General features: G+C 34.0%; 24 protein-coding genes. 15 read left to right on the top strand and 9 right to left on the bottom strand.

The window, feature by feature from the left end; translation table 11 throughout:
- Positions 1–51: 51 nt before the first annotated feature.
- The 6 genes from IWX84_RS10150 to hisS all read right to left on the bottom strand — a co-directional run bounded on the left by IWX84_RS10150 (position 52) and on the right by hisS (position 7,251).
- Positions 52–1,215, bottom strand: coding sequence for a sigma-54-dependent transcriptional regulator (locus tag IWX84_RS10150; RefSeq protein WP_196850635.1), 1,164 nt, complete (start codon positions 1,213–1,215; stop codon positions 52–54).
- A 124-nt stretch (positions 1,216–1,339) separates the two neighbouring features.
- Positions 1,340–2,656, bottom strand: a complete 1,317-nt coding sequence (locus IWX84_RS10145) for an ABC transporter permease (RefSeq protein WP_196850634.1) — start codon at positions 2,654–2,656, stop codon at positions 1,340–1,342.
- Between the two features lie 79 nt (positions 2,657–2,735).
- Positions 2,736–3,659 carry an ABC transporter ATP-binding protein gene (locus tag IWX84_RS10140; RefSeq protein WP_196850633.1) on the bottom strand — a complete coding sequence of 308 codons (924 nt, stop codon included), beginning with the start codon at positions 3,657–3,659 and terminating at the stop codon, positions 2,736–2,738.
- A 165-nt stretch (positions 3,660–3,824) separates the two neighbouring features.
- Positions 3,825–4,940: a molecular chaperone DnaJ gene (gene dnaJ, locus IWX84_RS10135; RefSeq protein WP_196850632.1), complete on the bottom strand. Its 1,116-nt coding sequence runs from the start codon at positions 4,938–4,940 to the stop codon at positions 3,825–3,827.
- A 50-nt stretch (positions 4,941–4,990) separates the two neighbouring features.
- A complete protein-coding gene (locus IWX84_RS10130; RefSeq protein ID WP_196850631.1) occupies positions 4,991–5,569 on the bottom strand; it encodes a nucleotide exchange factor GrpE in 579 nt (192 codons plus the stop codon).
- 311 nt (positions 5,570–5,880) lie between these two features.
- On the bottom strand, positions 5,881–7,251 hold the full coding sequence (gene hisS / locus IWX84_RS10125; RefSeq protein ID WP_196850630.1) for a histidine--tRNA ligase: 1,371 nt from the start codon (positions 7,249–7,251) through the stop codon (positions 5,881–5,883).
- Between the two features lie 424 nt (positions 7,252–7,675).
- Here hisS and IWX84_RS10120 point away from each other — a divergent pair, with 424 nt between their 5' ends.
- A complete protein-coding gene (locus tag IWX84_RS10120) occupies positions 7,676–8,920 on the top strand; it encodes an ABC transporter permease (RefSeq protein ID WP_196850629.1) in 1,245 nt (414 codons plus the stop codon).
- Between the two features lie 73 nt (positions 8,921–8,993).
- Here the strand turns inward: IWX84_RS10120 and prmC are convergent, their stop codons facing one another.
- Both prmC and IWX84_RS10110 read right to left on the bottom strand, forming a co-directional pair.
- Positions 8,994–9,851, bottom strand: a complete 858-nt coding sequence (prmC, locus tag IWX84_RS10115; protein ID WP_196850628.1) for a peptide chain release factor N(5)-glutamine methyltransferase — start codon at positions 9,849–9,851, stop codon at positions 8,994–8,996.
- A 135-nt stretch (positions 9,852–9,986) separates the two neighbouring features.
- Positions 9,987–10,472 carry a GNAT family N-acetyltransferase gene (locus tag IWX84_RS10110; RefSeq protein ID WP_196850627.1) on the bottom strand — a complete coding sequence of 162 codons (486 nt, stop codon included), beginning with the start codon at positions 10,470–10,472 and terminating at the stop codon, positions 9,987–9,989.
- A gap of 117 nt (positions 10,473–10,589) precedes the next feature.
- Here IWX84_RS10110 and ribD point away from each other — a divergent pair, with 117 nt between their 5' ends.
- Genes ribD through IWX84_RS10095 form a run of 3 tightly spaced genes read left to right on the top strand, consistent with a single transcriptional unit; the run spans position 10,590 to position 12,872 of the window.
- On the top strand, positions 10,590–11,633 hold the full coding sequence (ribD, locus tag IWX84_RS10105) for a bifunctional diaminohydroxyphosphoribosylaminopyrimidine deaminase/5-amino-6-(5-phosphoribosylamino)uracil reductase RibD (RefSeq protein ID WP_196850626.1): 1,044 nt from the start codon (positions 10,590–10,592) through the stop codon (positions 11,631–11,633).
- Positions 11,626–12,228 (top strand): HAD family hydrolase, encoded by a 603-nt coding sequence (locus IWX84_RS10100; RefSeq protein ID WP_196850625.1) that lies wholly within the window; start codon positions 11,626–11,628, stop codon positions 12,226–12,228. Before ribD ends, IWX84_RS10100 begins: the two co-directional genes overlap by 8 nt.
- 14 nt (positions 12,229–12,242) lie before the next feature.
- Positions 12,243–12,872 (top strand): IMPACT family protein, encoded by a 630-nt coding sequence (locus tag IWX84_RS10095; protein ID WP_196850624.1) that lies wholly within the window; start codon positions 12,243–12,245, stop codon positions 12,870–12,872.
- 30 nt (positions 12,873–12,902) lie between these two features.
- Here IWX84_RS10095 and IWX84_RS10090 read toward each other — a convergent pair whose 3' ends face one another.
- Complete coding sequence (locus IWX84_RS10090) at positions 12,903–13,307, bottom strand: acyl-CoA thioesterase (protein ID WP_196850623.1); 405 nt, start codon at positions 13,305–13,307, stop codon at positions 12,903–12,905.
- 183 nt (positions 13,308–13,490) lie between these two features.
- On the opposite strand from IWX84_RS10090, the gene dnaA reads away from it, so the two are divergent.
- From dnaA to scpA, 11 genes are all read left to right on the top strand, one after another.
- Positions 13,491–14,918 carry a chromosomal replication initiator protein DnaA gene (gene dnaA, locus IWX84_RS10085; protein WP_196850622.1) on the top strand — a complete coding sequence of 476 codons (1,428 nt, stop codon included), beginning with the start codon at positions 13,491–13,493 and terminating at the stop codon, positions 14,916–14,918.
- A 24-nt stretch (positions 14,919–14,942) separates the two neighbouring features.
- Positions 14,943–15,392: a low molecular weight protein-tyrosine-phosphatase gene (locus tag IWX84_RS10080; RefSeq protein WP_196850621.1), complete on the top strand. Its 450-nt coding sequence runs from the start codon at positions 14,943–14,945 to the stop codon at positions 15,390–15,392.
- A gap of 108 nt (positions 15,393–15,500) precedes the next feature.
- Positions 15,501–16,223, top strand: a complete 723-nt coding sequence (locus IWX84_RS10075; protein ID WP_196850620.1) for an SAM-dependent methyltransferase — start codon at positions 15,501–15,503, stop codon at positions 16,221–16,223.
- A gap of 515 nt (positions 16,224–16,738) precedes the next feature.
- Positions 16,739–17,269: a hypothetical protein gene (locus tag IWX84_RS10070; protein ID WP_196850619.1), complete on the top strand. Its 531-nt coding sequence runs from the start codon at positions 16,739–16,741 to the stop codon at positions 17,267–17,269.
- Between the two features lie 165 nt (positions 17,270–17,434).
- Positions 17,435–18,565, top strand: a complete 1,131-nt coding sequence (locus tag IWX84_RS10065) for a methionine aminotransferase (RefSeq protein ID WP_196850618.1) — start codon at positions 17,435–17,437, stop codon at positions 18,563–18,565.
- Positions 18,566–18,642: 77 nt separating this feature from the next.
- Complete coding sequence (locus IWX84_RS10060) at positions 18,643–19,524, top strand: SDR family oxidoreductase (RefSeq protein ID WP_196850617.1); 882 nt, start codon at positions 18,643–18,645, stop codon at positions 19,522–19,524.
- A gap of 240 nt (positions 19,525–19,764) precedes the next feature.
- Positions 19,765–20,373, top strand: coding sequence for a uridine kinase (gene udk / locus IWX84_RS10055; protein ID WP_196850616.1), 609 nt, complete (start codon positions 19,765–19,767; stop codon positions 20,371–20,373).
- A 223-nt stretch (positions 20,374–20,596) separates the two neighbouring features.
- Positions 20,597–20,923, top strand: coding sequence for an FtsB family cell division protein (locus IWX84_RS10050; protein ID WP_196850615.1), 327 nt, complete (start codon positions 20,597–20,599; stop codon positions 20,921–20,923).
- A gap of 26 nt (positions 20,924–20,949) precedes the next feature.
- A complete protein-coding gene (locus tag IWX84_RS10045; protein ID WP_196850614.1) occupies positions 20,950–22,320 on the top strand; it encodes a methylmalonyl-CoA mutase subunit beta in 1,371 nt (456 codons plus the stop codon).
- 40 nt (positions 22,321–22,360) lie between these two features.
- Complete coding sequence (locus IWX84_RS10040; RefSeq protein ID WP_196850613.1) at positions 22,361–22,618, top strand: hypothetical protein; 258 nt, start codon at positions 22,361–22,363, stop codon at positions 22,616–22,618.
- Between the two features lie 275 nt (positions 22,619–22,893).
- Complete coding sequence (gene scpA / locus IWX84_RS10035) at positions 22,894–25,023, top strand: methylmalonyl-CoA mutase (protein ID WP_196850612.1); 2,130 nt, start codon at positions 22,894–22,896, stop codon at positions 25,021–25,023.
- The last annotated feature ends 289 nt before the right edge of the window (positions 25,024–25,312 follow it).

The following is a 25,312-nucleotide window of genomic DNA, read 5'->3' as shown; positions in this document are numbered from 1 at the left end:
TTATTTTTAACTATTGGCATTTGCTTAAAGCTTACAGCCTACTGCTTTTTTTTATTTACTCGCAAACAGCTTCACATCATTTTCGGAAATTTCGTTTCCTCCAAGGATTATTAAGCGCTCCACTACATTTCTTAATTCTCGAATATTCCCCGTCCAATCATATGCCTGCAACAAATCGATAGCTTTCTTAGAGAAATGTTTCAATGCATTGCCTTGCTCCGAAGCAATTTTATCTGCAAAATGGCTAATCAGCATCGGGATATCTTCTCGTCTGTCATTTAGTGCCGGAACTTTTATCAAGATAACTGCTAATCGATGGTACAAATCCTCACGGAAACGACCTTCGGCAATTTCTACTTTTAAATCTTTGTTGGTGGCTGCAACGACACGCACATCTACTTTTATGTCTTTATCCGCTCCTACTCTAGTAATCATACTTTCTTGTAAAGCTCGCAATACTTTGGCTTGCGCCGAAAGGCTCATATCACCAATTTCATCTAAGAAAATAGTTCCTTTATCGGCTGCTTCAAATTTTCCCGCTCGGTCTTTCACTGCCGATGTAAAGGCTCCTTTTACGTGACCAAATAATTCACTTTCGATTAATTCAGATGGAATTGCTGCACAATTCACTTCGATTAAAGGAAAATTAGCTCTTTCGCTTTTTTCGTGCAATTGGTGCGCAACCAATTCTTTTCCGGTTCCGTTTGGTCCAGTTATTAAAACTCGGGCTTCAGTTTGAGCGACTTTTTCAATCATCAGTTTGATGTGATTAATTGCTTCGCTTTCGCCAATCATTTCGTAGTTTTTACTAACTTTTTTCTTTAGAATTTTGTTTTCTACTACGAGTTGTTTTTTGTCTAAAGCATTGCGAACTGTATTCAACAATCGGTTTAAATCAGGTGGTTTTGAAATGTAATCAAACGCACCGAGACGCATCGTATTAATTGCCGTGTCCAGATCACCATGGCCGGAAATCATAACCATAGGGATTTCGGGCTTGATTTTTTTTACGGCTTCCAAAACCTCAACGCCATCCATTTTCGGCATTTTGATATCGCACAAAACCAAATCGTAATCGTTATTTTTTATTTTTTCAAAACCAGCAGCACCGTCTTCGGCTTCTTCTACCTGATAGGTATCATTTTCTTCGGAGAGTATTTTTGTAAGCACTCGTCGAATTGCGGCTTCGTCTTCTATGATTAATATTTTTGGCATGTCTTTATTTTTTTTTAGCCCCGATTGAAGTGGAAATCCTTTTTTGAGGTTTTTACCGAAAAAAAGATTGCAACGGAAAGCGGGAAATAGCTCCTAAAACTAATTAGGGAAATTGTAAATTATTTTAATATTTCAACCATTTGTATAATTCGCCCCAAGTTGGTTTTTTGCCATACATGAGTATTCCTACTCTATATATTTTAGCCGCAAACCAAACTACGGAAAAGAATGTTCCAAATAATAATGTTACTGATATTGCAATTTGCCACAAAGGTACGCCAAACGGAATTCGCATCAGCATAACGATGGGCGACGTGAGCGGAATCATGGAAAATATGATTGCAATTGTGCCGTGTGGGTCATTGATGACGGTGAAAAATCCTATATAAACGCTTAGCATTAATGGCATAATGATTGGCAAAAGGAATTGTTGCGAATCTGTTTGATTGTCAACAGCAGCGCCAATTGCGGCATAAAAAGAACTATAAAGGAAATAGCCACCAATGAAATAAATCACGAATCCAATTAAAATGCTGGCAATAGGCAAATTCCATAATTCCTTAATATACATTTGTGCCGTTCCCGCAAATTCCTGTGTTGCAGAGTTCATTAATTCTGGTGAAATTCTGGCTGTTGGCCCTACATTTACCCCGAAAAATACGGAAGCTGCAAACATTAAAGACAATCCAATAATTGCCCAAATAAGAAATTGCAATAATCCTGCCAATGAAGTTCCTATGATTTTCCCCATCATAAGCTGGAATGGTTTCACGGAAGAAATAATAATTTCGACGATGCGATTTGTTTTTTCCTCTATCACGCTGCGCATCACCATGTTTCCATAAATGATGATGAACATCATAATAAGATATCCAAAGGCTCCGCCAATCCCTATTTTTATTTCGTTAAGTCCTTTTACACTTTCCTCTCCAGAAGCTTTTGCCAAGCTGATATTCACTTTCGATTCGGCATTTTTTATGGCCAAAGTATCGAGATGTGCATTTTCCAGATTCGTTTTGGTCAACTTCTTTGCAATTACATCTTGAACATTTTCGATGAAAGAAATACTCGGACTGTTGTTTGAAATAAACTGTATTTTATTTTCAAAATCCTTTGTATTGTTTTCTTTTGGGATATATAATAATCCTTCGTAGCTTTCATTTGTGATACTGTCTTTAAGAAATTTCAAATCAATCAAAGACAAATCGAGGTATTTATATTCCCCTTTCTTAGTGTTTTGCGAAGTGAATTCTTTGACAAACATACCCGATTCGTCATGAATAGCAATATGCTTCGTATCCGCTTTCATGGAACTCAAATACCCCACAAACGCAGCTATTCCCACGAATAATAACGGACTCAGAAAAGTCATTACAATGAAAGACTTATTACGAACTTTGGCAATAAATTCTCTTTTTATGATTAATGAAATTATGCTCATTTAGATTTTTGATTTTTGATTTTTGATTAACGATTCGTGATTTTAGAAATCTAAAATCGCAGCGCTAAAAATTGTATATTTATTTTTCGCTTACCGTTTGAATGAAAATATCATTTACACTCGGTATTTTTTCTACAAAATGAGTGACTTGTCCGCGTTGTGTCAGGACATTCAACAACTCATTTGGTGTGGCATTCCCTAATTGAATTTCTAGTTTTAATTCGTTGTTAAGCGATTTGAAATTAGCGGGACCAACGGTGAATTTTTGTGTAATATCGTACATCAATCCTTCCACGTTATCCGACAAAACACCCACTTCATAACTATTGGTTTTGAATTGTCTTTTGACATCATTTAGCTTTCCTTCAATCAATTTATTTGACTTATGAATTAAAGCAATATGATCGCACAATTCCTCCACACTTTCCATTCGGTGAGTTGAAAAAATTATCGTAGCTCCATCCTCTCGCAACTTCAAAATTTCATCTTTAATGACATTAGCATTTACGGGATCAAAACCAGAAAAAGGTTCGTCAAAAATTAACAATTTTGGCTTGTGCAACACACAAACGACAAATTGAATTTTTTGAGCCATTCCTTTAGATAATTCTTGAATTTTTTTGTTCCACCAACCCTGAATATCTAATCTTTCAAACCAGTATTCGAGTTGAATTTTTGCTTCCGCTTTTGAAAGTCCCTTCATTTGAGCTAGATACAAACATTGCTCCCCCACTTTCATCGTATTGTACAATCCTCTTTCTTCCGGAAGATATCCAATATATTGAATGTGTTTAGGTTGCAATTTTTCTCCATCAAGGATAATTTCGCCACTGTCAGGTAAGGTAATTTGATTTATGATTCGGATCAGCGATGTTTTTCCGGCTCCATTTGGACCTAGGAGACCGTAAATACTGCCTTTGGGAACAGTTAATGAAACTTCGTTAAGCGCCACGTATTCACCATATTGCTTTACAACTTTATTAACTTCAAGTATATTACTCATGCTTTATTTTTAATTGGTGTAAAAGTAAATAATTAGTGCCGAAATAGTTACTATTGTTACAAAAAAAACCCACCCTTGTAAAATAAGGATGGGAAATGTATTTTTTTGTACAGACGCGATAAATCACATCTAATTAATACAGACGCGATAAATCGCGTCTCTACACTATGAAAACATATCTTTTACTTTCTCGAAAAATGATTTGTCCGATTTTTCCGGATTTGGAATAAAATTCTCATCCGTTAAGGAATCTTCAAAAAACTGTTTTTGTTCTTTGTTTAATGTTTTTGGCGTCCAGACATTCACGTGAACCAATAAATCTCCGTTACCGTATCCGTTGATATTTGGAATTCCTTTTCCTTTCAGTCTAAGAATTTTACCAGATTGAATACCTTCTTCTAGTTTGATTCTCACTTTACCGTTTATAGCTTCGATGTCTTTAGAAATTCCTAGAACAGCTTCAGCAAAACTGATATATAAATCAAAATGTAAATTCTCCCCTTCACGTTTCAAAAACTCATGTTCCAGTTCTTCAATCGCCACAATTAAATCTCCCGGAATACTATTTCCTGGAGCATCGTTTCCTTTGTTAGAAACTTTTAATTGCATCCCGTCTACTACACCGGCAGGGATTTTTATAGAAACGGTTTCATCTTCAAGGATCATTCCTTGAGAATCCGCATTTGTTGGTTTTTTATCTAGAATTTGACCCGACCCGCCACAAGTTGGACAAGTTGAAGCAGACTGCATTCTACCCAAAATTGTATTGGTAACACGCATTACTTGACCTTGACCGTTACAAGTAGAACAGGTTTTGTATGAAACACCTGGCGCTTGAACTTTACGTTTTACTTTTACTTTTTTCTCAACACCATTGGCAATTTCTTCCAGTGTCAATTTTACTTTTATACGTAGGTTACTTCCTTTAGCGCGACGAACTCCGCCACCGCCACCGCCTCCAAAACCACCGAAACCACCTCCAAAGATATCACCAAACTGACTGAATATGTCATCCATATTCATTCCGCCGTGACCACCTCCACCAAAACCGCCTGAGCCATCGAAAGCTTGATGTCCCATTTGGTCATACTTAGCTCTCTTCTGTGGGTCACTTAATATTTCATAAGCTTCGGCTGCTAATTTGAATTTCTCTTCTGCCGATTTGTCTCCAGGATTTTTGTCAGGATGATATTGTAATGCGTTTTTTCGGTATGCCTTTTTAATTTCGGCAGCATCAGCACTTTTTGAAATGCCTAATATTTCGTAAAAATCTTTTTTCATTTTTATTTTTTTTGTTGAGATGCACTGAAGTGCGTCTCTACGCGTCTCTATTACTGCCCTATAACAACTTTAGGAAAACGAATGATTTTGTCACCCAATTTGTACCCTTTTTCAAGAACATCCACAATTTTACCTTTCAACTTAGGTGATGGAGCAGGAATTTGAGTAATTGCCTCAGCAAAATCAGCGTCAAAAGGATCTCCAGCTTTAATTTCAACTTGCTCTAATCCCTTAGCAACTAAAGTGTTTTTCAATTTTTCATGAATAAGCTCAACACCTTTCAATAAATGTTCCTCTTCTGATTTGCTTATTTCTACCATGGCTCTATCAAAATCGTCTAAAACTGGAAGCATAGCAAGTAAAACCTCTTGATTGGCTGTTTTAAATAACTCAATACGCTCTTTTGAAGTTCTTCGCTTGTAATTTTCAAATTCAGCAAACAATCGCAAATACTTATCTTTTTCCTTCGCTAAGTCTTGCGTTAATTGCTCCTCTACACTTAATTCCTCAATAATAAGTTGTTCTCCGTTCGCATTATTTTCTAATGTTACTTCGTCTATTTCTTGATCGATTTCTGTATTTTCAGTAGTCATATTACTTGTATTTTTAAAAATATTCTTAAACTTCATTTTTTATTCTTTTCTTTGGATTGCAAAAGTACTGCCAATTCTTTTAAAATGTCAAATTGTCACCTTTTTATTGAAATCCTCTTCCATTCCTATCTCCTTTTCTTTGAAATAATTAAATGGTAAACCCCAAAAATTTAATATAATTTTAAGAATATCTCGATATAGTTTCTCTAGATTTGTCTAAGTTTTTTTTCTAAAAAATTAAAACCCAAGGTTGCCTTCAAAAAAATTATTAATTCACCTTTGTATTATATTAGAAAAAGCTTCGTTTTATCCAAAACGAAGCTTTTTTTTATGTATTAAAATCAGGTTTACAACAGTGCGGCTTTTAAACTTTCGAAATCAAGTAAAACCTGTTCACCGCTAACTAAATTTTTAAGAGAATACGAATTGGAAGCCATTTCCTGTTCTCCAATAATAACTGCAAAAGGAATCCCACGCTTGTCCGCGTGTTGAAACTGTTTGGCCACCTTTGTATTATCTGGATACAATTCTACTTTAATACCCGAAGATCTCAATTTTTGTATCGCTTGTAAAGCATAAAAAGCTTCCGCATCTCCATAGTTAATAAATAATGCTCTAGACGTTTCCGTTACGGTTTCAGGAAATAAATTCAATTCTTCGATAACCAAATAAATTCGGTCTAATCCGAATGAAATTCCCACACCACTCATATTTTTCAATCCAAAAATTCCTGTCAAATCATCGTATCGACCTCCACCACCAATGGAACCCATTGCAACTGATTTGGGCGGAGCCACTTCAAAAATAGCTCCTGTATAATAATTCAATCCTCTTGCCAGCGTTACATCTAAATCCAACATGGAATTATTCAATCCTAATTTAATTACGTTTTCACAAATAAAACGCAATTCTTCCACTCCTTTCATTCCTTCTTCGGAAGTCGAAAGTAAGTCAGAAAGTTTTTCAATTTTCTCCGAAATGGTTCCCGTGAAATTAAATAAGGGCTGCACTTTTACTATTGCTTCTTCTGAAATTCCTTTCTCAATCATTTCTTTTTTCACACCGTCCTCGCCTATTTTATCGAGTTTATCCAACGCAACTGTGAAATCTATTAATTTTTCTGATGCTCCAATAACCTCAGCAATTCCAGACAATATTTTTCTGTTGTTGATTTTGATGGTTACGCCATTTAAACCCAGAGCGGTAAAAACAGTATCATATAATTGAACCAATTCTACTTCTTGCCACAACGATTTTGATCCTACCACATCGGCATCACATTGAAAAAATTCTCTGAAACGTCCTTTTTGAGGTCTGTCCGCTCGCCAAACGGGTTGTATCTGATAGCGTTTGAATGGGAATTCGATTTCGTTTTGGTGTTGTACTACGTAACGAGCAAACGGAACCGTTAAGTCATAACGCAACGCTTTTTCTGAAATACTTGACGTCAATTTGGTACTGTCTTTATTTTCCAAATGAGTTTCATTGGCTTTCGCCAAATAATCTCCGGAATTTAATATTTTGAAAATCAATCGATCGCCTTCTTCTCCATATTTTCCCATCAAGGTTTCGGAGTTTTCGAATGAAGGAGTTTCTATTGGTTGGAAACCAAATTTCTCGAAATTACTTTTTATAATCTGAATTATATATTGACGTTTTGCCACCTCAGATGGTGAAAAATCTCTTGTTCCTTTTGGAATGCTGGGTTTTGATGCCATTTTTTTTATTTAAGATTTTAGATTCAGGATTCAGGATTTAATCGTTGGCCAAAAAAACAGTTGTCATCCTGAACGCATTCGAAGAACCAAATCATAATTCTATCTGCAAATATCTTACTTTTTAAAATAATTCTTTCTAAAAAAATTCGCATTTTATTTTCCGAAGCCCTAGCCCAGATTAGAGTGGAAATTAAGCGCTAAAAATAATATTATTTTCTTGGCGAAAAGAGCGACCAAAGGAAGCTCCTTTTTGACAATTGAAAATAAATTATTTTCAGTGCTTGATTACTTCACGTATTCTATATTTATATTTGAGTTCAGTGAACTTCGTTTGTAGCGAAAGCTGGAAATAGCTCCCAAAAATAAATTAGGTTTTTAAAAAAGAAAATTTGTAACAAAAATTGTATTTTCGTGTCAAACTACCATGATGTTTAAATTATTCAAAGAAAATATTCGGATTGCCTTAGGATCCATCAAAACACAGTTGTTAAGAACCATTCTTACTGTCTTGATAATCGCTATTGGAATCACCGCATTAGTTGGAATTCTGACGGTTGTTGCCGCTTTAGAAAATACCATTTCAACTGATTTTGCTTCCATGGGAGCAAACACTTTTAATATCAATCAGTACGAAAATACAGCTCGAAGACAAGGTGGTGAGGAACGAAAAATCATAAATCCAATCATTTCCTATCCCGAAGCAGTAGCTTTTAAAAACAAATTCAAGTATCCTTTTACCGAAACTTCACTTTCCTTTACTGCAACATCAACAGCCGAAGTAAAATACGGGGCAGTCAAAACCGATCCCGAAAATAAAATCGTGGGAGTTGATGAATTTTTTTATACCAATTCAGGTTTAGAAACAAGTTCAGGAAGAAATTTTACTGGATTTGACATTCAAAATAATGCTTATGTATGTATTGTAGGTTCTGATTTTGAAAAAAGTTTACTCAAAGACGTCAATCCAATCGACAAAATCATATCGATTAGAGGAGCCCGATTTAGAGTTATTGGCGTATTAAAAGAAAAAGGCGCCACCTTTGGCAACAAACAAGATCTACGAGTTTTAATTCCTATTCAAGTCGCACGTTCTTTATTCACGGCACCGAACATTAATTATACGATGAGCGTGATGGTTTCCAAAAAAGAATTGTTGGACCAAGCCATCGATAACGCAACAAGCACGATGCGCAGGGTTCGTAAATTAAGTCCGGTGAAAGACAATAACTTTGGAGTCGTTCGCAGTGATGACCTAATCAACAAAATTTTGGGAATTACAAAATATCTTGGTCTTGCCTCTTGGCTTATTGGGATAATCACGGTATTGGGATCTTCTATTGCTTTGATGAATATCATGATCGTTTCCGTAACGGAGCGCACGCGAGAAATAGGCGTTCGTAAAGCATTGGGCGCCAAAAAAACCACAATTGCCGTCCAATTTTTCATTGAAACTTTACTAATTGGTCAGTTAGGCGGTTTGGCAGGTATTATTTTTGGAATTTTGATTGGTTTTGGTATTGCAACCGCCATGAATTTTGACTTTATAATTCCATGGGGAGCAATTATGGCAGCCTTTATAACCAGTTTCATAGTCGCTATCGTTTCTGGTTTATATCCTGCTATAAAAGCGGCGGTATTGGACCCGATTGAGGCCTTGAGATACGAGTAAAGCTCCCTAACCCCCGAAGGGGGAATAAAAAAATGGTCAGTATTCAGTTAGCAGATTTGAAACCGAATACTGATTACTGAACACTTCCCTTAATCATCCTATCATTCCCATAAATATCTTTTCGCAATTCGATGTTTTTAAAATTCATTTTTTCAAGTAAGTCGATCATTTCCGCACCTAAATATTGATTGATTTCGAAATATAAGTGTCCGTTTTCTGACAGGTTTTTTTGAGCCATTTCTGCTATTTTTTTATAAAAAATTAAGGCATCATTGTCTTCCACAAAAAGCGCCAAATGCGGTTCATTGTCCAAAACGTTTTTCTTGATTTCCTCTTTTTCTAAATTTCGAACATAAGGAGGATTAGAAACTATAATGTCAAATTGTTGCAGTAAATCTTCGGTTTCAAGAATGTTTTGATTGATAAAAGTAACATTGACGGAATTATTTTCTGCATTTTTATTGGCCGTAGCTAAAGCTTTTTCAGAAACATCAATCGCATAAACTTGTGCATTCGGGATATTTTTTGCCAATGAAATTGCAATACAACCGCTACCGGTTCCGATGTCAAGAATTTTTAAATCTTTAAATTTTTCAATCTTTAAATTTGAACTAATAATCCAATCCACCAATTCCTCGGTTTCTGGTCTTGGAATTAAAACGGCTGGATTGACTTCAAAATCCAACCCATAAAAGCTCGTTTTTCCTAAAAGATACTGAATCGGAATTTCTTGTTTTAATTGTTCCAAAATTAAATTCCAAATACTAATTTCTTCGTCAGAAAAATCTAAATCAGGATGTAAAGCCAAATCAATTCTTTTCAATTGGTGCTTTTCTTCCAGAATCAAATAAAAGAAACTTTCCGCTTCTCCAGCATCATAAATTGGAGTGAGTTCTTCAATGAAATGATTTCTATATTCTTTTATTTTCATTGGTTTTATACTATTATTTGTTCCAAATTGAATATTCAGTTTTTTGATTGGAAATTCGCTACTCAAAATTGAATATTCAACATTTAAAAAATTAAAGTTTGAACAAGGAATGTTGATCAACGAATTTTAAAGTTTTTATAAATCTTTCAACATCCAAACCGGACATGAGGTATGACCTGTGCTTCCCATAGGTGAACAAATGTATTCAAAGCCTACTTTTTTGTAAAGTTTCTGAGCATCATGCATAAAAGGCATCGTTTCCAGATAACATTTTTCGAAACCAAAATCCTTAGCACTTTGCAAACATTTTGCCATCATTTGGCTTCCAATTCCCAACCCACGTGTTTCTGGCAGAAAGTACATTTTCTGCAATTCACAAATCGTTTCGGCTTCGTTTTCTAGCGGCGCCACTCCGGCTGAACCGATAATTCTGCCTTCTTTTTCAACGACGTAATAAACCGATTTTGGTTTGTTGTACTCCTCAAACATCAAATCCAAATATGGATCTTCATAAGCGGTTCCAACTTTTGGAATATTCAATTCGTCAAAAACGGCTCTTATCAATGCTGCAACTGAACTATTGTCTTCTTTTTTAATTTTTCTAATGCTGTAATTTTCCATTTTTTGACACTACTTATTTTACTCGCAAAAATAGAAATTGTTTATTGTAATTTTCGAAAGTTTTAAAACAAATCGGGAAGTTTCAAGGCTAAACTCAAAAATAACTACTTTTGTAAGGTGAAAATACATGAAAAATATATAGCTCGTTGCATTGAATTAGCCAAAAACGGATTGGGAACAACCTATCCCAATCCTATGGTAGGAAGTGTAATTGTTTATGAAAATAAAATCATTGGCGAAGGCTGGCATAAAAAATCAGGAGAACCGCATGCCGAAGTAAATGCCATAAATTCGGTCAAAGACAAATCGTTGTTAAAAAAAGCGACTATTTATGTGAGTTTAGAACCCTGCAGTCATTTTGGAAAAACACCTCCTTGTTGCGATTTGATTGTAAAAAATGAAATCCCAAATGTGGTAATTGGAACTTTTGACCCAAATGAGAAAGTGTCCGGAAATGGCATCAAAAAATTAATTGAAGCCGGAATAAATGTTACAGTTGGCATTCTTGAAGCCGAATGCAATGAGCTGAACAAACGCTATTTTACTTTTCACAACAAGAAAAGACCCTACATTATTTTGAAATGGGCCGAAAGTAAAGATGGCTTCATCGCTCCTTTAGAAAAATTAGAAAAAAAACCAGTTTGGATTACCAACGTTTATTCGAGACAATTGGTCCATAAATGGAGAAGTGAAGAACAAGCCATTCTTGTGGGAACCCAAACCGTTATTGACGATAATCCAAAATTAGATGTAAGAGATTGGACGGGAAAAAATCCTGTTCGGGTGGTTCTGGACCAAAACAACCGCATTTCCAATGACTGTCACATCTTTAACTGTCAGATCAAAACAATCGTATTTTCGAAATTAAAGCCTGCAGTTGAAAAAGAAAATATTATCTTTGAAGTAATTGATTTCGAACAAAATATAGCTGCACAAATAGTCAAAACACTTCACCAGCATCAAATTCAATCCGTAATTATTGAAGGAGGCAGACAAACGTTACAGACTTTTATTGATGCCAACCTTTGGGACGAAGCCCGCATTTTTGTTGGAAATATCCAATTAAAAGAAGGAATTGAAGCACCAATAATTGCTAAAAAATCGTTCGACAAATCTACGATTGGCGACGATGAATTAATACTATCTAGAAACCATGATTAATACTATAATTTTTGATTTTGGAGATATTTTTATCAATTTAGATAAAAAATCCACTATGGACGGTCTAAAAAAACTAGGATTGACAGAGTGGAATGACGATTTAGATCATTTAAATATTCAATTTGAAACAGGGAAAATCTCGCGAGAAAATTTCCTTTTCGGGATTCAAAAACACATTCCAAATGCAAGTATTAAAGAAATTTTAGCTGCTTGGAATGCTATTCTTCTTGACTTTCCACTGTATCGATTGGAATTTATTCAAATGCTATCAAAAAAATACCGATTATTTTTATTGAGTAACACCGATTCCATTCATATCGAAACTTTCGAAAAAAAAGTAGGAGTTTCATTTTACAGTGATTTTTATCAATGTTTTGAAAAAGTATATTTTTCATTTGAAATTGGAATGAGAAAACCAGGTCCTGAAGTTTTCAATCACCTAATAAACAACCATGAATTGTCACCAAAAAGGACCTTATTCATAGATGACAAAAAAGAAAATACCGACGCTGCACATGCATTGGGATTAGAAGTTTGGAATTTAATAGTTGGTAAAGAAGATATCGTTGATTTATTTGACAAAAAAATAATTTAGAAAATAATCCGCTTTTGGAATTTAAAGACACCTACAATACCATTGAATTTTCACCAGAAGAAGTACTATTCAAAGAAAAAAACAGCAAATTTTTTGGTTATGCTTTCCCAATTCAATCGGAAGACCAAGTAAAACCCATTATCGACAGTTTACGAAAGCAGCATCCTAATGCAGGACATTTTTGTTATGCCTATCAAATTGGTACTGATTCGATAACTTACAGAGCTAATGATGATGGAGAACCAAGCAACAGCGCTGGAATGCCTATTTATGGTCAAATTCAGTCCTTTTCTATTACTAATGTATTGATTGTAGTGGTTCGGATTTTTGGAGGCGTAAAACTGGGTGTAGGTGGATTGATTTCAGCTTATAAAACTACAGCACAAATAATTCTTGAGACTTGCGAAATAGTTGAAAAAACAATTGATCTACATTTTTTGATCTCTTTTGATTATAAAAATATGAATAAAGTGATGCGAGTAATTAAGGAAAAGAAGCTGGAAATTGTTACTCAAGAAATGGAAATAAATGAAGTTTCAGGTCTTCCAATTGGTAAAATCGAGATAAAAACACGAAAAAAAAATGCCGAAAAAATCTTCGACATTTTTAATTCAATGTTTGAAATTGATATTAAAAAAAAATAATTTCTCTATAAAAATTACTTTTTTATTATTTTATTCCATTGTTTTTAACAATTCCAAAATATAGTGCGGTGGAGCGGTTGGACGACCTGTTTTTATGGACACAAAAACTAAAATAAATTGGGCAGTTGTTAATAACTCATCTGATTCATTATAAATCGTACAATCAAATTCTATCTTCACAGAGCTCTGACTTTTAAAAACGGTGTGCACAGTAAGTAGCTCATCATATCGCGCCGATTTTTTATAATTTATATTCATGGAAACGATAGGAAGCGCAATACCACTTTCTTCCATACTTTTATAAGAAATCCCTTTGTCTCTAAGCCATTCGACTCTTCCTATCTCAAAATAAGGAATATAATTCCCATGATAAACAACACCCATTTGGTCTGTCTCAGAGTAACGCACCCTAACTTGAATTTGATGATCTTTCATTAATTATTTATTAAAAATTTAAAATATAAAAAGTTCCTTACAACAATAATTTAAAAAATTACCACCTAAATTATTTTTTTTTACAGAAATTTGTTCACATATTTGTTACCCCGAAAAAAAGACAAAACTTACTATTTTTTTGGTAGGACAATAATTACCAATTAAATATAATTAACAGAATATATGAACAAAACTGCTCAATCAGTATGGGAAAACTGTTTGTCTTTTATTAAAGACAACATCCAAGATCAAGCCTATAAAACTTGGTTCGAACCAATCAAGTCAGTTGAACTTACCGATAACGCATTATATATTCAAGTTCCAAGTAAATTTTTCTACGAATGGTTAGAAGAACACTATGTGAAATTGTTAAAAGTGGCACTTACCAAAGAACTTGGAAAAAACGCAAAGTTACTCTATAAAATCAGAATGGAAAACACTTACGGCAACAAACAACCTTTCACGGAACAATTGCCAAGTGCCAACAGAGTACCCATGAAGCCTCAAGAAGTTGATGCTCCATTTAAGAACTTAAATCCTGAATTAAAAAACCCATTTGTAATTCCCGGAATTCGAAATTTGAAAATCGAATCCCAGTTGAACGCAAACTATAGTTTTGATAATTTTTTAGAAGGTGATTCAAATAGATTAGCTCGTTCTGCTGGTATGGCTGTGGCCAATAAACCAGGCGGAACCTCATTCAATCCATTGTTGATTTTTGGTGGTGTAGGTCTTGGAAAAACACATTTAGCGCATGCTATTGGAGTTGAAATAAAAGACAAATATCCTGAAAAAACAGTTTTATACATTTCTGCTGAAATTTTCACTCAACAATATATTGATTCCGTAAAGAAAAATAATAGAAATGATTTCATTCATTTCTACCAGTTGATTGATGTATTAATCATTGACGATGTTCAATTCCTATCAGGAAAATCAGGGACTCAAGATGTATTTTTCCATATATTCAACTATTTGCATCAAAACGGAAAACAGGTAATTTTGACATCAGACAAGGCACCAGTTGACATGCAAGACATCGAACAACGGTTATTGTCTCGTTTCAAATGGGGATTGTCCGCTGAATTGCACCAACCTGATTATGAAACCAGAATTTCAATCTTGAAAAATATATTGTACAGAGATGGTGTAGAAATCCCTGAAGAAATTATCGAATATGTGGCTCGTAATATTAAATCTAATGTTCGAGAACTCGAAGGAGCTATCATTTCATTGATTGCCCAATCGTCATTTAATAAAAAAGAAGTTACCCTAGAACTTGCGAAAAGTGTCGTAGAAAAATTTGTTAAAAATGTAAAACGAGAAATTTCTATTGATTACATTCAAAAAATTGTGTCTGATTATTTTCAATTGGATTTAGAAACATTGCAATCAAAAACCAGAAAAAGACATGTAGTTCAAGCAAGACAATTAGCTATGTTTTTTGCTAAAAAATTCACCAAAGCGTCTTTAGCGAATATTGGTTCTCAAATAGGCGATCGCGATCACGCTACGGTATTACATGCTTGTAAAACTGTTGACAATTTAGTTGCTACTGACAAACAGTTTAAAAAGTTTGTTGATGACATTAATACCAAATTAACGTTATAAAAGCATCATGCCCATAAAATTTTAATGGTCTGTTTAGGAAATATTTGTCGGTCACCTTTGGCCGAAGGAATATTAGCTTCAAAACTTCCAAAAAACAAATTCACTGTAGATTCGGCAGGAACAGGTTCGTGGCACATTGGTCATGCGCCTGACGAACGTTCCATCGCTGTTGCAAAAAAAAACAGGGTATCTATTTCCCATCAGAAAGGCAGACAATTTAGCAAATCTGATTTCGATTCTTTTGACTATATTTATGTGATGGACCATACTAATTACCAAGATGTACTAGAACTTGCAGAAAATAAAGAACAAAAAGACAAAGTCAAGCTTATATTGAATGAGCTATTTCCAAACGAAAATGTAGATGTTCCGGATCCATACTTTGGTTTGCCAAATGGATTTCAAATAATATACAATATGCTTGATGAAGCTTGCGATGTCATTGCCAAAAAACTAATAGTCAAACACCAATAAACTTTGATTTATTTTTTAAAAAAACTAATGTCACAATCTGATTATTAGCGCATTTTCATAGAAAAATTAATCTCACATTATTCGTTTTAGAAATATAATAACTTACTTATGAAACCAACTGCACTTTTAGGAAAACTTTATTTAATCCCTACGACCATGGGCGATTGCGATCCAATGGATGTTTTACCTCAAACCGTAAAAAGAAGTATTGATTTTATAGATTATTATATTGTTGAAAACGAAAAGACGGCACGTAAATCGATTAAAGCTGTAAGTCCCGAAAAAAAACAATCTGAACTTATTCTTTTTGTTTTAAACAAACATACCGAAACCAAGGAACATTTAGACTTTATAAAGCCTTTGCTGGAAGGAAAAAATGTTGGATTAATGAGCGAAGCTGGATGTCCTGGAGTAGCTGATCCGGGTGCAGTAATTGTGAAATTGGCTCATGAAAAAGGAATTAAGGTCATTCCTCTGGTAGGACCTTCTTCGATACTTTTAGCGATGATGGCTTCTGGTATGAATGGTCAAAGTTTTACGTTCAATGGGTATTTGCCAATTGAAAAAGGAGAAAAGAAAACCGCTCTTAAAAATTTAGAGAAGCTTTCTCAAGACAAGAACCAATCCCAAATTTTTATTGAGACTCCGTATCGAAACAATAAAATGTTGGAAGATATTTTACAAGCTATAAACCCTGCAACTCATCTTTGTATTGCAACAGATATTACTTTACCTACAGAATACATCAAAACGATGAGAGCTTCTGATTGGAAAAAAGTTACGGTTGATTTACACAATCGTCCTACTATTTTTATAATTCATAAAATGTAAAATTCTCGATTTCCTTACTTAAAAGACATAAACTAAAATTCTTTACTAAAGGAATTATTAGTTTTCTAAAAATATTTGATTCAAAAACAAAAACTACAGATGTTTTGTGAATTAAAGAGTTGCTTTTTTTGGTGCTTTTTATTCTTTTTAAAAGCACAAAATGCTCCCTTAAGAACTATATTATAAGGATTATTTTTTTCCTTTTTACATAAAAAACCACCTCTTTTATTTTAAATAAAGATGGATTTTCTGATTAATAAATAGCAGAAAATATCCGATTATATTAACAATAATTATAGAAAATATTAACCGTAAAACTCTAAAAAAAGTGTTAATTTTACTTGTGCCAATCATTTTTTTGATATCAAAATTCAAAAAAATAAATAATTAAAACTCTGAATTATAGTGACTTAAAATAATTAGTAAAAACCAGAAGGGGAAGAAAACATAAGCCTTACTACAAATTAATTAATCATTAAAATTCGTCAGAAATAAATCATTTAAATCTAAAAATCATGAAATCAATTATTGTTATTTTGTTTTTATTAAGTCTGGTTCCTCATTCCTATTCTCAGGTTACAAAAGATACTGTTAATGGGAATATGAGAATGGAAGAATTACCCGCAGTTGTCATCAAAAAAGCGGGAAAGGATTTTTCAGTATATTTACCTGACCGAAACGCTGATTTAAAAGTAAGAAATATAGAAGATAAATTTATTGCCTATGATGTTGGAAAAGATTATGAAGGATATGAGGAGTACTTGGTGATTATGGAAACCAAAGACGGCTCTTTGAATGCGACCTATAATGAAAATGGAAAATTAACACGAGTTATTGAAAATTATAAAGATGTAAAACTTCCAAGTAGTGTGATTTATTCAATATACAAAGCGTATCCGGGCTGGCAAATTGTAAATGACAAATATTTATATTCTCAAAAAGAAGGCGATGTTCTTAAAAAAGAATATACTATTCGAATTAAAAAAGATAAAGAAATTCGAAAATTAATTGTTAATGCCGATGGAGTTATTACCAAAGATAAATAATAAAATTAATTTTAATTACAAGCTGCCTTCGGGTAGCTTTTTTTTTATGGAATCTTAAAAAGCCTTTTTTTCTCCACAGGAATAAATGAACTTCAATTTTTGCAAAAACGAATCAAGATAATTATAAAACGAGTACATTTATAAACAATAATAAATGTGATTTTCATGAGTAAACTTCCAAATATTGGGACTAGCATCTTTACGGTAATGTCAAAAATGGCAAGCGAATTCAACGCCATAAATCTTTCACAAGGTTTTCCAAACTTTCCAGTCGATGAAAGATTAACGGATATTGTGGCTCAACTTGCCAAAGAAAATGTACACCAATACCTGCCGATGTCAGGCTATCCGCCGTTATTGTTGAAAATCGCTCTACTGATCAAGAATTCATACGGAAGAGCAGTTCAACCTGACACTGAAATCCTAGTTACCGCTGGCGCTACTCAAGCAATTTTTACAACAATCACAGCCTTGGTAGAAACAAATGATGAAGTAATCATTTTGGACCCAAGTTATGATTGCTACGAAGCTCCTGTATTACTTTGCAATGCGAATCCGGTTCGTGTATCTTTAAACGATGACTATACGCCAAACTGGAATTCAATCGAGAGCGCTTGCAGTACTAATACCAAAATGATTATTATAAATAATCCTCATAATCCGACAGGGAAGATTTTAACTCAAGCAGATTTTGAAATTTTAGAATCACTCTTAGAAAAGTATCCAAATATCATTATTCTTTCAGACGAAGTCTATGAATACATCACTTTTGAAGAAAAACATATTTCTGCAAATACGCGGGAAAAATTGCTCAATCGATGTGTGATGATTTCCTCATTTGGAAAATCCTTTCATGTTACGGGGTGGAAAGTAGGTTATTTAATAGCTCCCGAATATTTGATGAAAGAAATCAAAAAAGTACATCAATTTTTGGTTTTTAGTGTAAATAGCATTTGTCAAGTTGCCATCAGCGAGTATCTAGATTTAGTTTCCGTCAATGAAATAGGAAACTTCTATCAGGAAAAACGGAACTACTTTAGACAATTATTAAAAGAGAGTCAATTTGAACTCATGCCTTGCGAAGGAACCTATTTTCAAGTTGCATCCTATGCCTCTATTTCTGATAAAAATGACGTTGATTTTTGCAAATGGTTGATAACTGAACATGGAGTTGCAGCTATACCTATTTCTACTTTTTATGCAAATGGTAAAGATCTTAAACTAATTCGGTTTTGCTTCGCCAAAGACAATGATACGCTAGAGGCAGCCGCGAAACGATTGTGCGCAATCAAATAGCCTGATATTTACTATTTTTTTATATGCATGCATACTATTTAATTTTATTATATTTACGAATCAAATTATAAAACACTATGAATTATACAGATAAAATGTTACGCGATGACGCCTTAAAAGGAAAAGTGATAGTTGTAACCGGCGGTGGTAGCGGTTTAGGTAAAGCAATGACTAAATATTTCATGGAATTAGGCGCACAAGTTGCCATCACTTCAAGAGATTTAGAGAAATTAAAGAATACTGCTTCAGAACTGGAAACCGAAACTGGCGGAACTTGTTTGCCCCTACAATGTGATGTGCGTCATTACGAAGAAGTGGAAAACATGCTGCAAGAAGTATTAAAAGCTTTTGGAAAAGTAGATGTGTTACTTAACAATGCTGCAGGAAATTTTATTTCACCAACGGAGCGATTGTCTGCTAATGCGTTTGATACTGTAATTGACATTGTCTTAAAAGGGTCTAAAAACTGTACTCTTGCATTTGGAAAACATTGGATTGATACCAAGCAAAAATCTTCTACCATTTTAAATATTGTAACTACTTATGCTTGGACAGGATCCGCTTATGTAGTACCCAGTGCAACTGCAAAAGCAGGAGTTCTGGCTATGACGCGAAGTCTTGCCGTAGAATGGGCAAAATACGGAATTCGTTCTAATGCAATAGCTCCTGGACCTTTTCCTACCAAAGGCGCTTGGGATAGATTATTGCCTGGCGATTTAGCCGAAAAATTTGATATGGCAAAAAAAGTGCCTTTGAAACGTGTGGGAGATCATCAAGAATTAGCCAATTTAGCCGCTTATTTAGTTTCTGATTTCTCTGCTTATGTAAATGGCGAAGTCATTGTTATCGATGGTGGCGAATGGTTGAAAGGAGCAGGACAATTCAACATCCTCGAAGCAATTCCTGAGGAACTTTGGGATCAGTTAGAAATGATGATTAAAGCAAAAAAGAATAAATAGAAAATCGAATATTATAAATGTAAAAAGGAGAGCCGTTTTTTGGCTCTCCTTTTTTTAAATATTTATTTAAATTTCACAGAATAATTGAAATAACAAGAATAACACGAAAGAAAGACACCTAAAATCGAGATTTACTAATAACGCAATAAGTATATTAAATTAGCAAATATTTCTCCCAAAACAAAATTCACTCCCAATTAAATTCCTATTTTTGCAGGACAAAAACATAACAAAACATTTATGCTCATTATAGGAATTGCAGGCGGAACAGGAAGTGGGAAAACAACAGTAGTTCATCAGATTATGAATGAATTACCAGAAACGGAAGTAGGTATTATTTCGCAAGATTCTTACTATAAAGAAAATCATGGGTTGTCATTTGATGAAAGAGCGCTAATAAATTTTGATCATCCACGCGCCATTGATTTCGAATTATTGGTTGCACATCTTAAGGAATTGAAAGCCGAAAGAAATATTCACCAACCTGTTTATTCTTTTGTAACGCACAATAGAACAGACGACACCATTTTCACGCATCCAAGAAAAGTAATGATTGTGGAAGGGATTTTAATTTTGGCAAATGCTGAATTGAGAGAACTTTTTGACATTAAAGTTTATGTTCATGCCGATTCTGATGAGCGTTTAATTCGCCGTTTAAAACGTGATATTGCGGAACGTGGTCGCGATATGAATGAAGTTTTAAATCGGTACCAATCAACACTAAAACCAATGCATGAGCAATTTATTGAGCCTACAAAAGCATTTGCCGATATCATCATACCAAACGACAAATATAATACCGTTGCCATAGACGTAGTTCGTGCCGTAATAAATCAAAAAATTCTATAATTTATTGTAATTTTATTGCAAAATTAGAAAACATAATACCATGATGTCATTCCGATGAAAAGAGGAATTAGGATCTATTTCCTGTCTCGTCGTAAAGACATTATTATTATTTTTTTTCCTAGCAAAGACGAGTCAATATAAGATTTTCAATTCAAAAGGAGTTCACAGAACTCCGATGAAAATAAAAGTTAAGTGCAGTAATCAGGGCTAAAAAATATTATAAATGACAAATCCGTATAAAGGCAAACCTTGGTTTAAATTTTTGAGTAACAAGTATGTTTGGGTCTTGTTATTTTTTTCTACTTGGATGATTTTCCTTGATAACTATTCGTATTTCGATCACCGTTTTTTGGATAAACAAATTGATGAACTTCAAGACAATAAAGAATATTATCAAGAAGAAATAAAAAAAGACCAAGAGAATATTAAACAATTAAAAAATTCTGAACAAATAGAAAAATATGCCCGAGAAAAATACTATATGAAAAAAGATAGTGAAGATATTTATATCATCGAATTCGAAGGTGACACGATTGAAAAAAATAAATAATAAAATTATTAAAATCAACTACCAAAATGGCTAATTCCCTTTTCGATGATTTCAATCCCCTTTCTTCCAAACAATGGAAACAGAAAATCCAATTTGAACTCAATGGAGCCGATTATAATGAAACTCTAATTTGGAATTCCCCAGAAGACATAAAGGTAAAACCATTTTATCACAAAGATGAATTCACGAAAGTTTATCCAGTTGTAACGAAAGCAACCGAATTTAAAATATGTCAGAACATTTTTGTTTATGATGTAGAAAAATCCGTAGAAAGAGCCTTAGATTCTATAAATCGTGGTGCAGAAAGTCTGCGTTTTACCATAGAAAAGGATACTATTGATGTCGAAAAATTATTAGCGAAACTACCCTTGGAAGAAGTAACAGTTTACTTTAATTTGGCCTTTATTTCAATCGATTTCGTGAAAAAAATTGAAACAATTGCAAAGGAAAAGAACGCGACAATTTTCATCAACCTAGACCCAATCGGGCAATTGGCCAAAGACGGAAACTGGTTCGTTACTAAAGAAAAGAATAATTTTGAAACGCTCAATTTACTTTCGAAAGAAGCAACATCAACTTCTTTACTAAGTATTAATTCAGCATTATATCAAAATGCAGGAGCTAACATGGTACAGCAAATCGCTTATAGTTTAGCGCATGCCAATGAATATTTCAACAAGATTACAACCATAAATCAGCCTATTGTTTTCGAAGTTGCTGTAGGAACAAATTACTTTTTCGAAATTGCAAAACTGCGAGCTTTACGTTTGCTTTTTAATCTAATTGCAAAAGAATACGACCACAATCTTGATTGTAACATTATAGTTTCGCCGACAAAACGCAACAAAACATTGTACGATTATAATGTGAATATGTTGCGAACTACAACGGAATGCATGTCGGCAATTCTTGGCGGGGCTGATGCTATTGCTAATTTACCTTATGATGCATTGTATCATAAAGACAATGAATTTGGTGATAGAATAGCGAGAAATCAGTTGTTGGTTCTCAAGCATGAAAGTTACTTTGCCAAAGTCAATAATCCGGCCGATGGAAGTTACTACATAGAAAATATTACCAATCAATTAGCCGAAAAATCTTTAGCTTTATTCAAAGACATCGAGGCTAACGGCGGTTTCTTAAAACAACTCAACGACGGAATCATTAAAAGAAAAATCCAAGAAAGCGCAGACAAAGAACAAGAATTATTTGATACAGGAAAAGAAATTTTATTGGGAACCAATAAATATCCCAACAAAGACGATAGAATGAAACACGATTTAGAATTATTTCCTTTTGTAAAACAAAATCCTAGAAAAACATTGATTACACCAATAATCGAAAAACGTTTAGCCGAAAAATTGGAACAGGAAAGGTTAAAAGGAGAAGAAAACTAGATCTCTTTTTTGGTTTATTTGAATATAAATAATAATAATTATGGAAGCGATTAGACAAATTGTTACAGTTATAAATCACAAAATAACCATCACCTTGCCCGCTGATTTTTCAGCTGAGGAAGTGGAAGTAATTATTTTGCCTAAATCAAATGGGTATGAAATTCCGCAATGGCAAATTGATGAAGTAAGAGAAAGAACCCAAAGATATTTGGACGATCCTTCCTCGGCCCAAGATATTGATGATTTTTTAAAAGAAATCGACAGTGAATTATCAGATGATAATTTTAGCGGAAGCTAGATTAGACTTTAAAAAAAGTTTTGAGGGATATAAAGACATTCATCCTAAACTTGGAGAACGATTTAAAAATTCGTTTAAAGAAAGTTTCAAAATAATTAAGTCAAATCCATTATTATTTTAAATTAGATAATAATAGAGTTATCCTATTAGAAAAATTTCCTTATTTAATACATTTTAGTGTAGATGATAAATTAATTCAGATTAAGGCTGTTTTTCATACTTCAAGAAACAGCGAAATAAATAAAATTGTTTAATTAGATTTATACAAAATAACATTGAGAAAAAGCATTCAACATATAGAATTAGAAAAGTCTGAAGGTAGAAGTCCTAAGTTAGAAGAAAAAAGCTTTTTAACCGCTGAAAATATCGAACTTAAACAAACGTACTCAGACGAGGATATCAAAGATATTAAACATCTTGATTTCGGTGCTGGCTTTGCGCCAAATTTACGCGGACCTTACGCAACGATGTATGTGCGCAGACCATGGACAGTGAGACAGTACGCTGGATTTTCAACAGCTGAAGAAAGCAATGCTTTTTACAGACGAAATCTTGCAGCAGGACAAAAAGGATTATCAATCGCTTTTGACTTACCTACGCATCGCGGATATGATTCAGATCACGAACGTGTAGTGGGCGATGTGGGGAAAGCGGGAGTCGCAATTGACTCGGTTGAGGATATGAAAGTATTATTCGACCAAATCCCTTTAGATGAAATGTCCGTTTCTATGACTATGAACGGAGCGGTTTTACCAATCATGGCTTTTTATATTGTCGCTGCCGAAGAACAAGGCGTAAAACCAGAACAACTTTCCGGAACGATACAAAATGATATTTTGAAAGAGTTTATGGTGCGTAACACCTATATCTATCCTCCAACACCTTCGATGAAAATCATTGCTGATATTTTTGAATTTACCAGCAAAAAAATGCCGAAATTCAATTCCATTTCAATATCGGGTTACCACATGCAGGAAGCGGGAGCTACCGCTGATATTGAGCTGGCATACACACTTGCCGATGGATTGGAATACATTAGAACTGGACTTGCCACAGGAATGAAAATCGACGAGTTTGCTCCTCGCCTATCGTTTTTCTGGGCGATTGGTATGAACCATTTTATGGAAATTGCCAAAATGCGTGCGGGAAGAATGATTTGGGCAAAACTGGTAAAACAATTTAATCCAAAAGATGACAAATCATTAGCATTGCGAACACACTGTCAAACTTCTGGTTGGAGTTTAACGGAGCAAGATCCTTTTAACAATGTGGCTCGAACCTGTATTGAAGCTTCGGCGGCAGCTTTTGGAGGGACACAATCGTTGCATACCAATGCACTGGATGAAGCTATTGCCTTACCAACTGATTTTTCTGCCAGAATTGCCAGAAATACCCAGATATTTTTGCAGGAAGAAACTAAGATTACCAAAACAGTTGATCCTTGGGCCGGAAGCTATTATGTGGAAAGTCTGACAAATGAAATTGCCGAAAACGCATGGGAACTCATCCAAGAAGTAGAGGAATTGGGAGGAATGACCAAAGCCATTGAAACAGGAATTCCAAAAATTCGTATCGAAGAAGCTGCAGCAAGAAAACAAGCAAGAATAGACAGCAGTCAAGATATTATCGTAGGTATCAATAAATACCGATTAGAGAAAGAGGATCCCTTGCAAATTCTTGATGTTGACAACCAAATGGTACGAAAGCAACAACTGGAACAATTAGATCGAATTAAAACAACGCGGGACACCGAAAAAGTACAAAATTCACTTAAAAAATTAACTCTTTGTGCTCAAACTGGTGAAGGAAATTTACTGGAATTAGCTGTTGATGCCGCAAGAAACCGAACTACATTAGGCGAAATTAGTGATGCCTTAGAAACCGTTTTTGGAAGATACAAAGCACAAATAAAATCCTTTAGTGGCGTGTATAGCAAAGAAATAAAAGACGACAAAAGCTTTGAAAAAGCGAAACAAATGGCAGATGAATTTGCTAAAAAAGAAGGCCGTCGACCAAGAATTATGATTGCCAAAATGGGACAGGATGGACACGATCGTGGAGCGAAAGTTGTCGCTACTGGTTATGCCGATGTAGGTTTTGATGTTGACATTGGCCCACTTTTTCAAACTCCGGCTGAAGCGGCTAAACAAGCCATAGAAAACGACGTACATATTCTAGGTGTTTCCTCTCTTGCTGCAGGACATAAAACGCTGGTTCCGCAAGTAATTGAGGAACTCAAAAAGTACGGTCGTGAAGATATTATGGTGGTTGTTGGCGGTGTAATCCCTGCACAGGATTACCAGTTTTTATTTGACTCAGGTGCAGTTGCAGTTTTTGGACCTGGAACAAAAATTAGTGAGGCGGCGATAAAAATATTAGAAATTTTAATAGGAGGAATGGAATAATTATTTTAAGCCATTTTCATAAGGAGATAAATAATAGTTACAAAACATCAATTTTATAATTGGTGTTTTTTTTATTTCTTACACACAAGACGTTCATTTTTCCTATTAAAAAAAACATCAAAAAAGTTTTTATATTAACATAATTTATAGTAAATATTAACAGAAACTACTTAATAAAAAAACTAAATTTACTTAATAAAAATATGTTTGATTCTTACAAATATTTGTCAAAATATTGATTTACAATTTATTACATTTTAAAGTAAATAAAATATCAACTATTTTAATT

It is taken from the genome of Flavobacterium sp. CG_9.10 (assembly GCF_015752245.1).
GTDB lineage: Bacteria > Bacteroidota > Bacteroidia > Flavobacteriales > Flavobacteriaceae > Flavobacterium.
This window is presented reverse-complemented; position numbering and strand designations above follow the sequence as displayed.

Bases quoted from the DNA above. Each gene is read 5' to 3' on its own strand.
- IWX84_RS10150 (WP_196850635.1), bottom strand. From the start codon at position 1,215: ATGCCAAAAATATTAATCATAGAAGACGAAGCCGCAATTCGACGAGTG.
- IWX84_RS10145 (WP_196850634.1), bottom strand. From the start codon at position 2,656: ATGAGCATAATTTCATTAATCATAAAAAGAGAATTTATTGCCAAAGTT.
- IWX84_RS10140 (WP_196850633.1), bottom strand. From the start codon at position 3,659: ATGAGTAATATACTTGAAGTTAATAAAGTTGTAAAGCAATATGGTGAA.
- dnaJ (WP_196850632.1), bottom strand. From the start codon at position 4,940: ATGAAAAAAGATTTTTACGAAATATTAGGCATTTCAAAAAGTGCTGAT.
- IWX84_RS10130 (WP_196850631.1), bottom strand. From the start codon at position 5,569: ATGAAGTTTAAGAATATTTTTAAAAATACAAGTAATATGACTACTGAA.
- hisS (WP_196850630.1), bottom strand. From the start codon at position 7,251: ATGGCATCAAAACCCAGCATTCCAAAAGGAACAAGAGATTTTTCACCA.
- IWX84_RS10120 (WP_196850629.1), top strand. From the start codon at position 7,676: ATGATGTTTAAATTATTCAAAGAAAATATTCGGATTGCCTTAGGATCC.
- prmC (WP_196850628.1), bottom strand. From the start codon at position 9,851: ATGAAAATAAAAGAATATAGAAATCATTTCATTGAAGAACTCACTCCA.
- IWX84_RS10110 (WP_196850627.1), bottom strand. From the start codon at position 10,472: ATGGAAAATTACAGCATTAGAAAAATTAAAAAAGAAGACAATAGTTCA.
- IWX84_RS10100 (WP_196850625.1), top strand. From the start codon at position 11,626: ATGATTAATACTATAATTTTTGATTTTGGAGATATTTTTATCAATTTA.
- IWX84_RS10090 (WP_196850623.1), bottom strand. From the start codon at position 13,307: ATGAAAGATCATCAAATTCAAGTTAGGGTGCGTTACTCTGAGACAGAC.
- dnaA (WP_196850622.1), top strand. From the start codon at position 13,491: ATGAACAAAACTGCTCAATCAGTATGGGAAAACTGTTTGTCTTTTATT.
- IWX84_RS10080 (WP_196850621.1), top strand. From the start codon at position 14,943: ATGGTCTGTTTAGGAAATATTTGTCGGTCACCTTTGGCCGAAGGAATA.
- IWX84_RS10075 (WP_196850620.1), top strand. From the start codon at position 15,501: ATGAAACCAACTGCACTTTTAGGAAAACTTTATTTAATCCCTACGACC.
- IWX84_RS10070 (WP_196850619.1), top strand. From the start codon at position 16,739: ATGAAATCAATTATTGTTATTTTGTTTTTATTAAGTCTGGTTCCTCAT.
- IWX84_RS10065 (WP_196850618.1), top strand. From the start codon at position 17,435: ATGAGTAAACTTCCAAATATTGGGACTAGCATCTTTACGGTAATGTCA.
- IWX84_RS10060 (WP_196850617.1), top strand. From the start codon at position 18,643: ATGAATTATACAGATAAAATGTTACGCGATGACGCCTTAAAAGGAAAA.
- udk (WP_196850616.1), top strand. From the start codon at position 19,765: ATGCTCATTATAGGAATTGCAGGCGGAACAGGAAGTGGGAAAACAACA.
- IWX84_RS10050 (WP_196850615.1), top strand. From the start codon at position 20,597: ATGACAAATCCGTATAAAGGCAAACCTTGGTTTAAATTTTTGAGTAAC.
- IWX84_RS10045 (WP_196850614.1), top strand. From the start codon at position 20,950: ATGGCTAATTCCCTTTTCGATGATTTCAATCCCCTTTCTTCCAAACAA.
- IWX84_RS10040 (WP_196850613.1), top strand. From the start codon at position 22,361: ATGGAAGCGATTAGACAAATTGTTACAGTTATAAATCACAAAATAACC.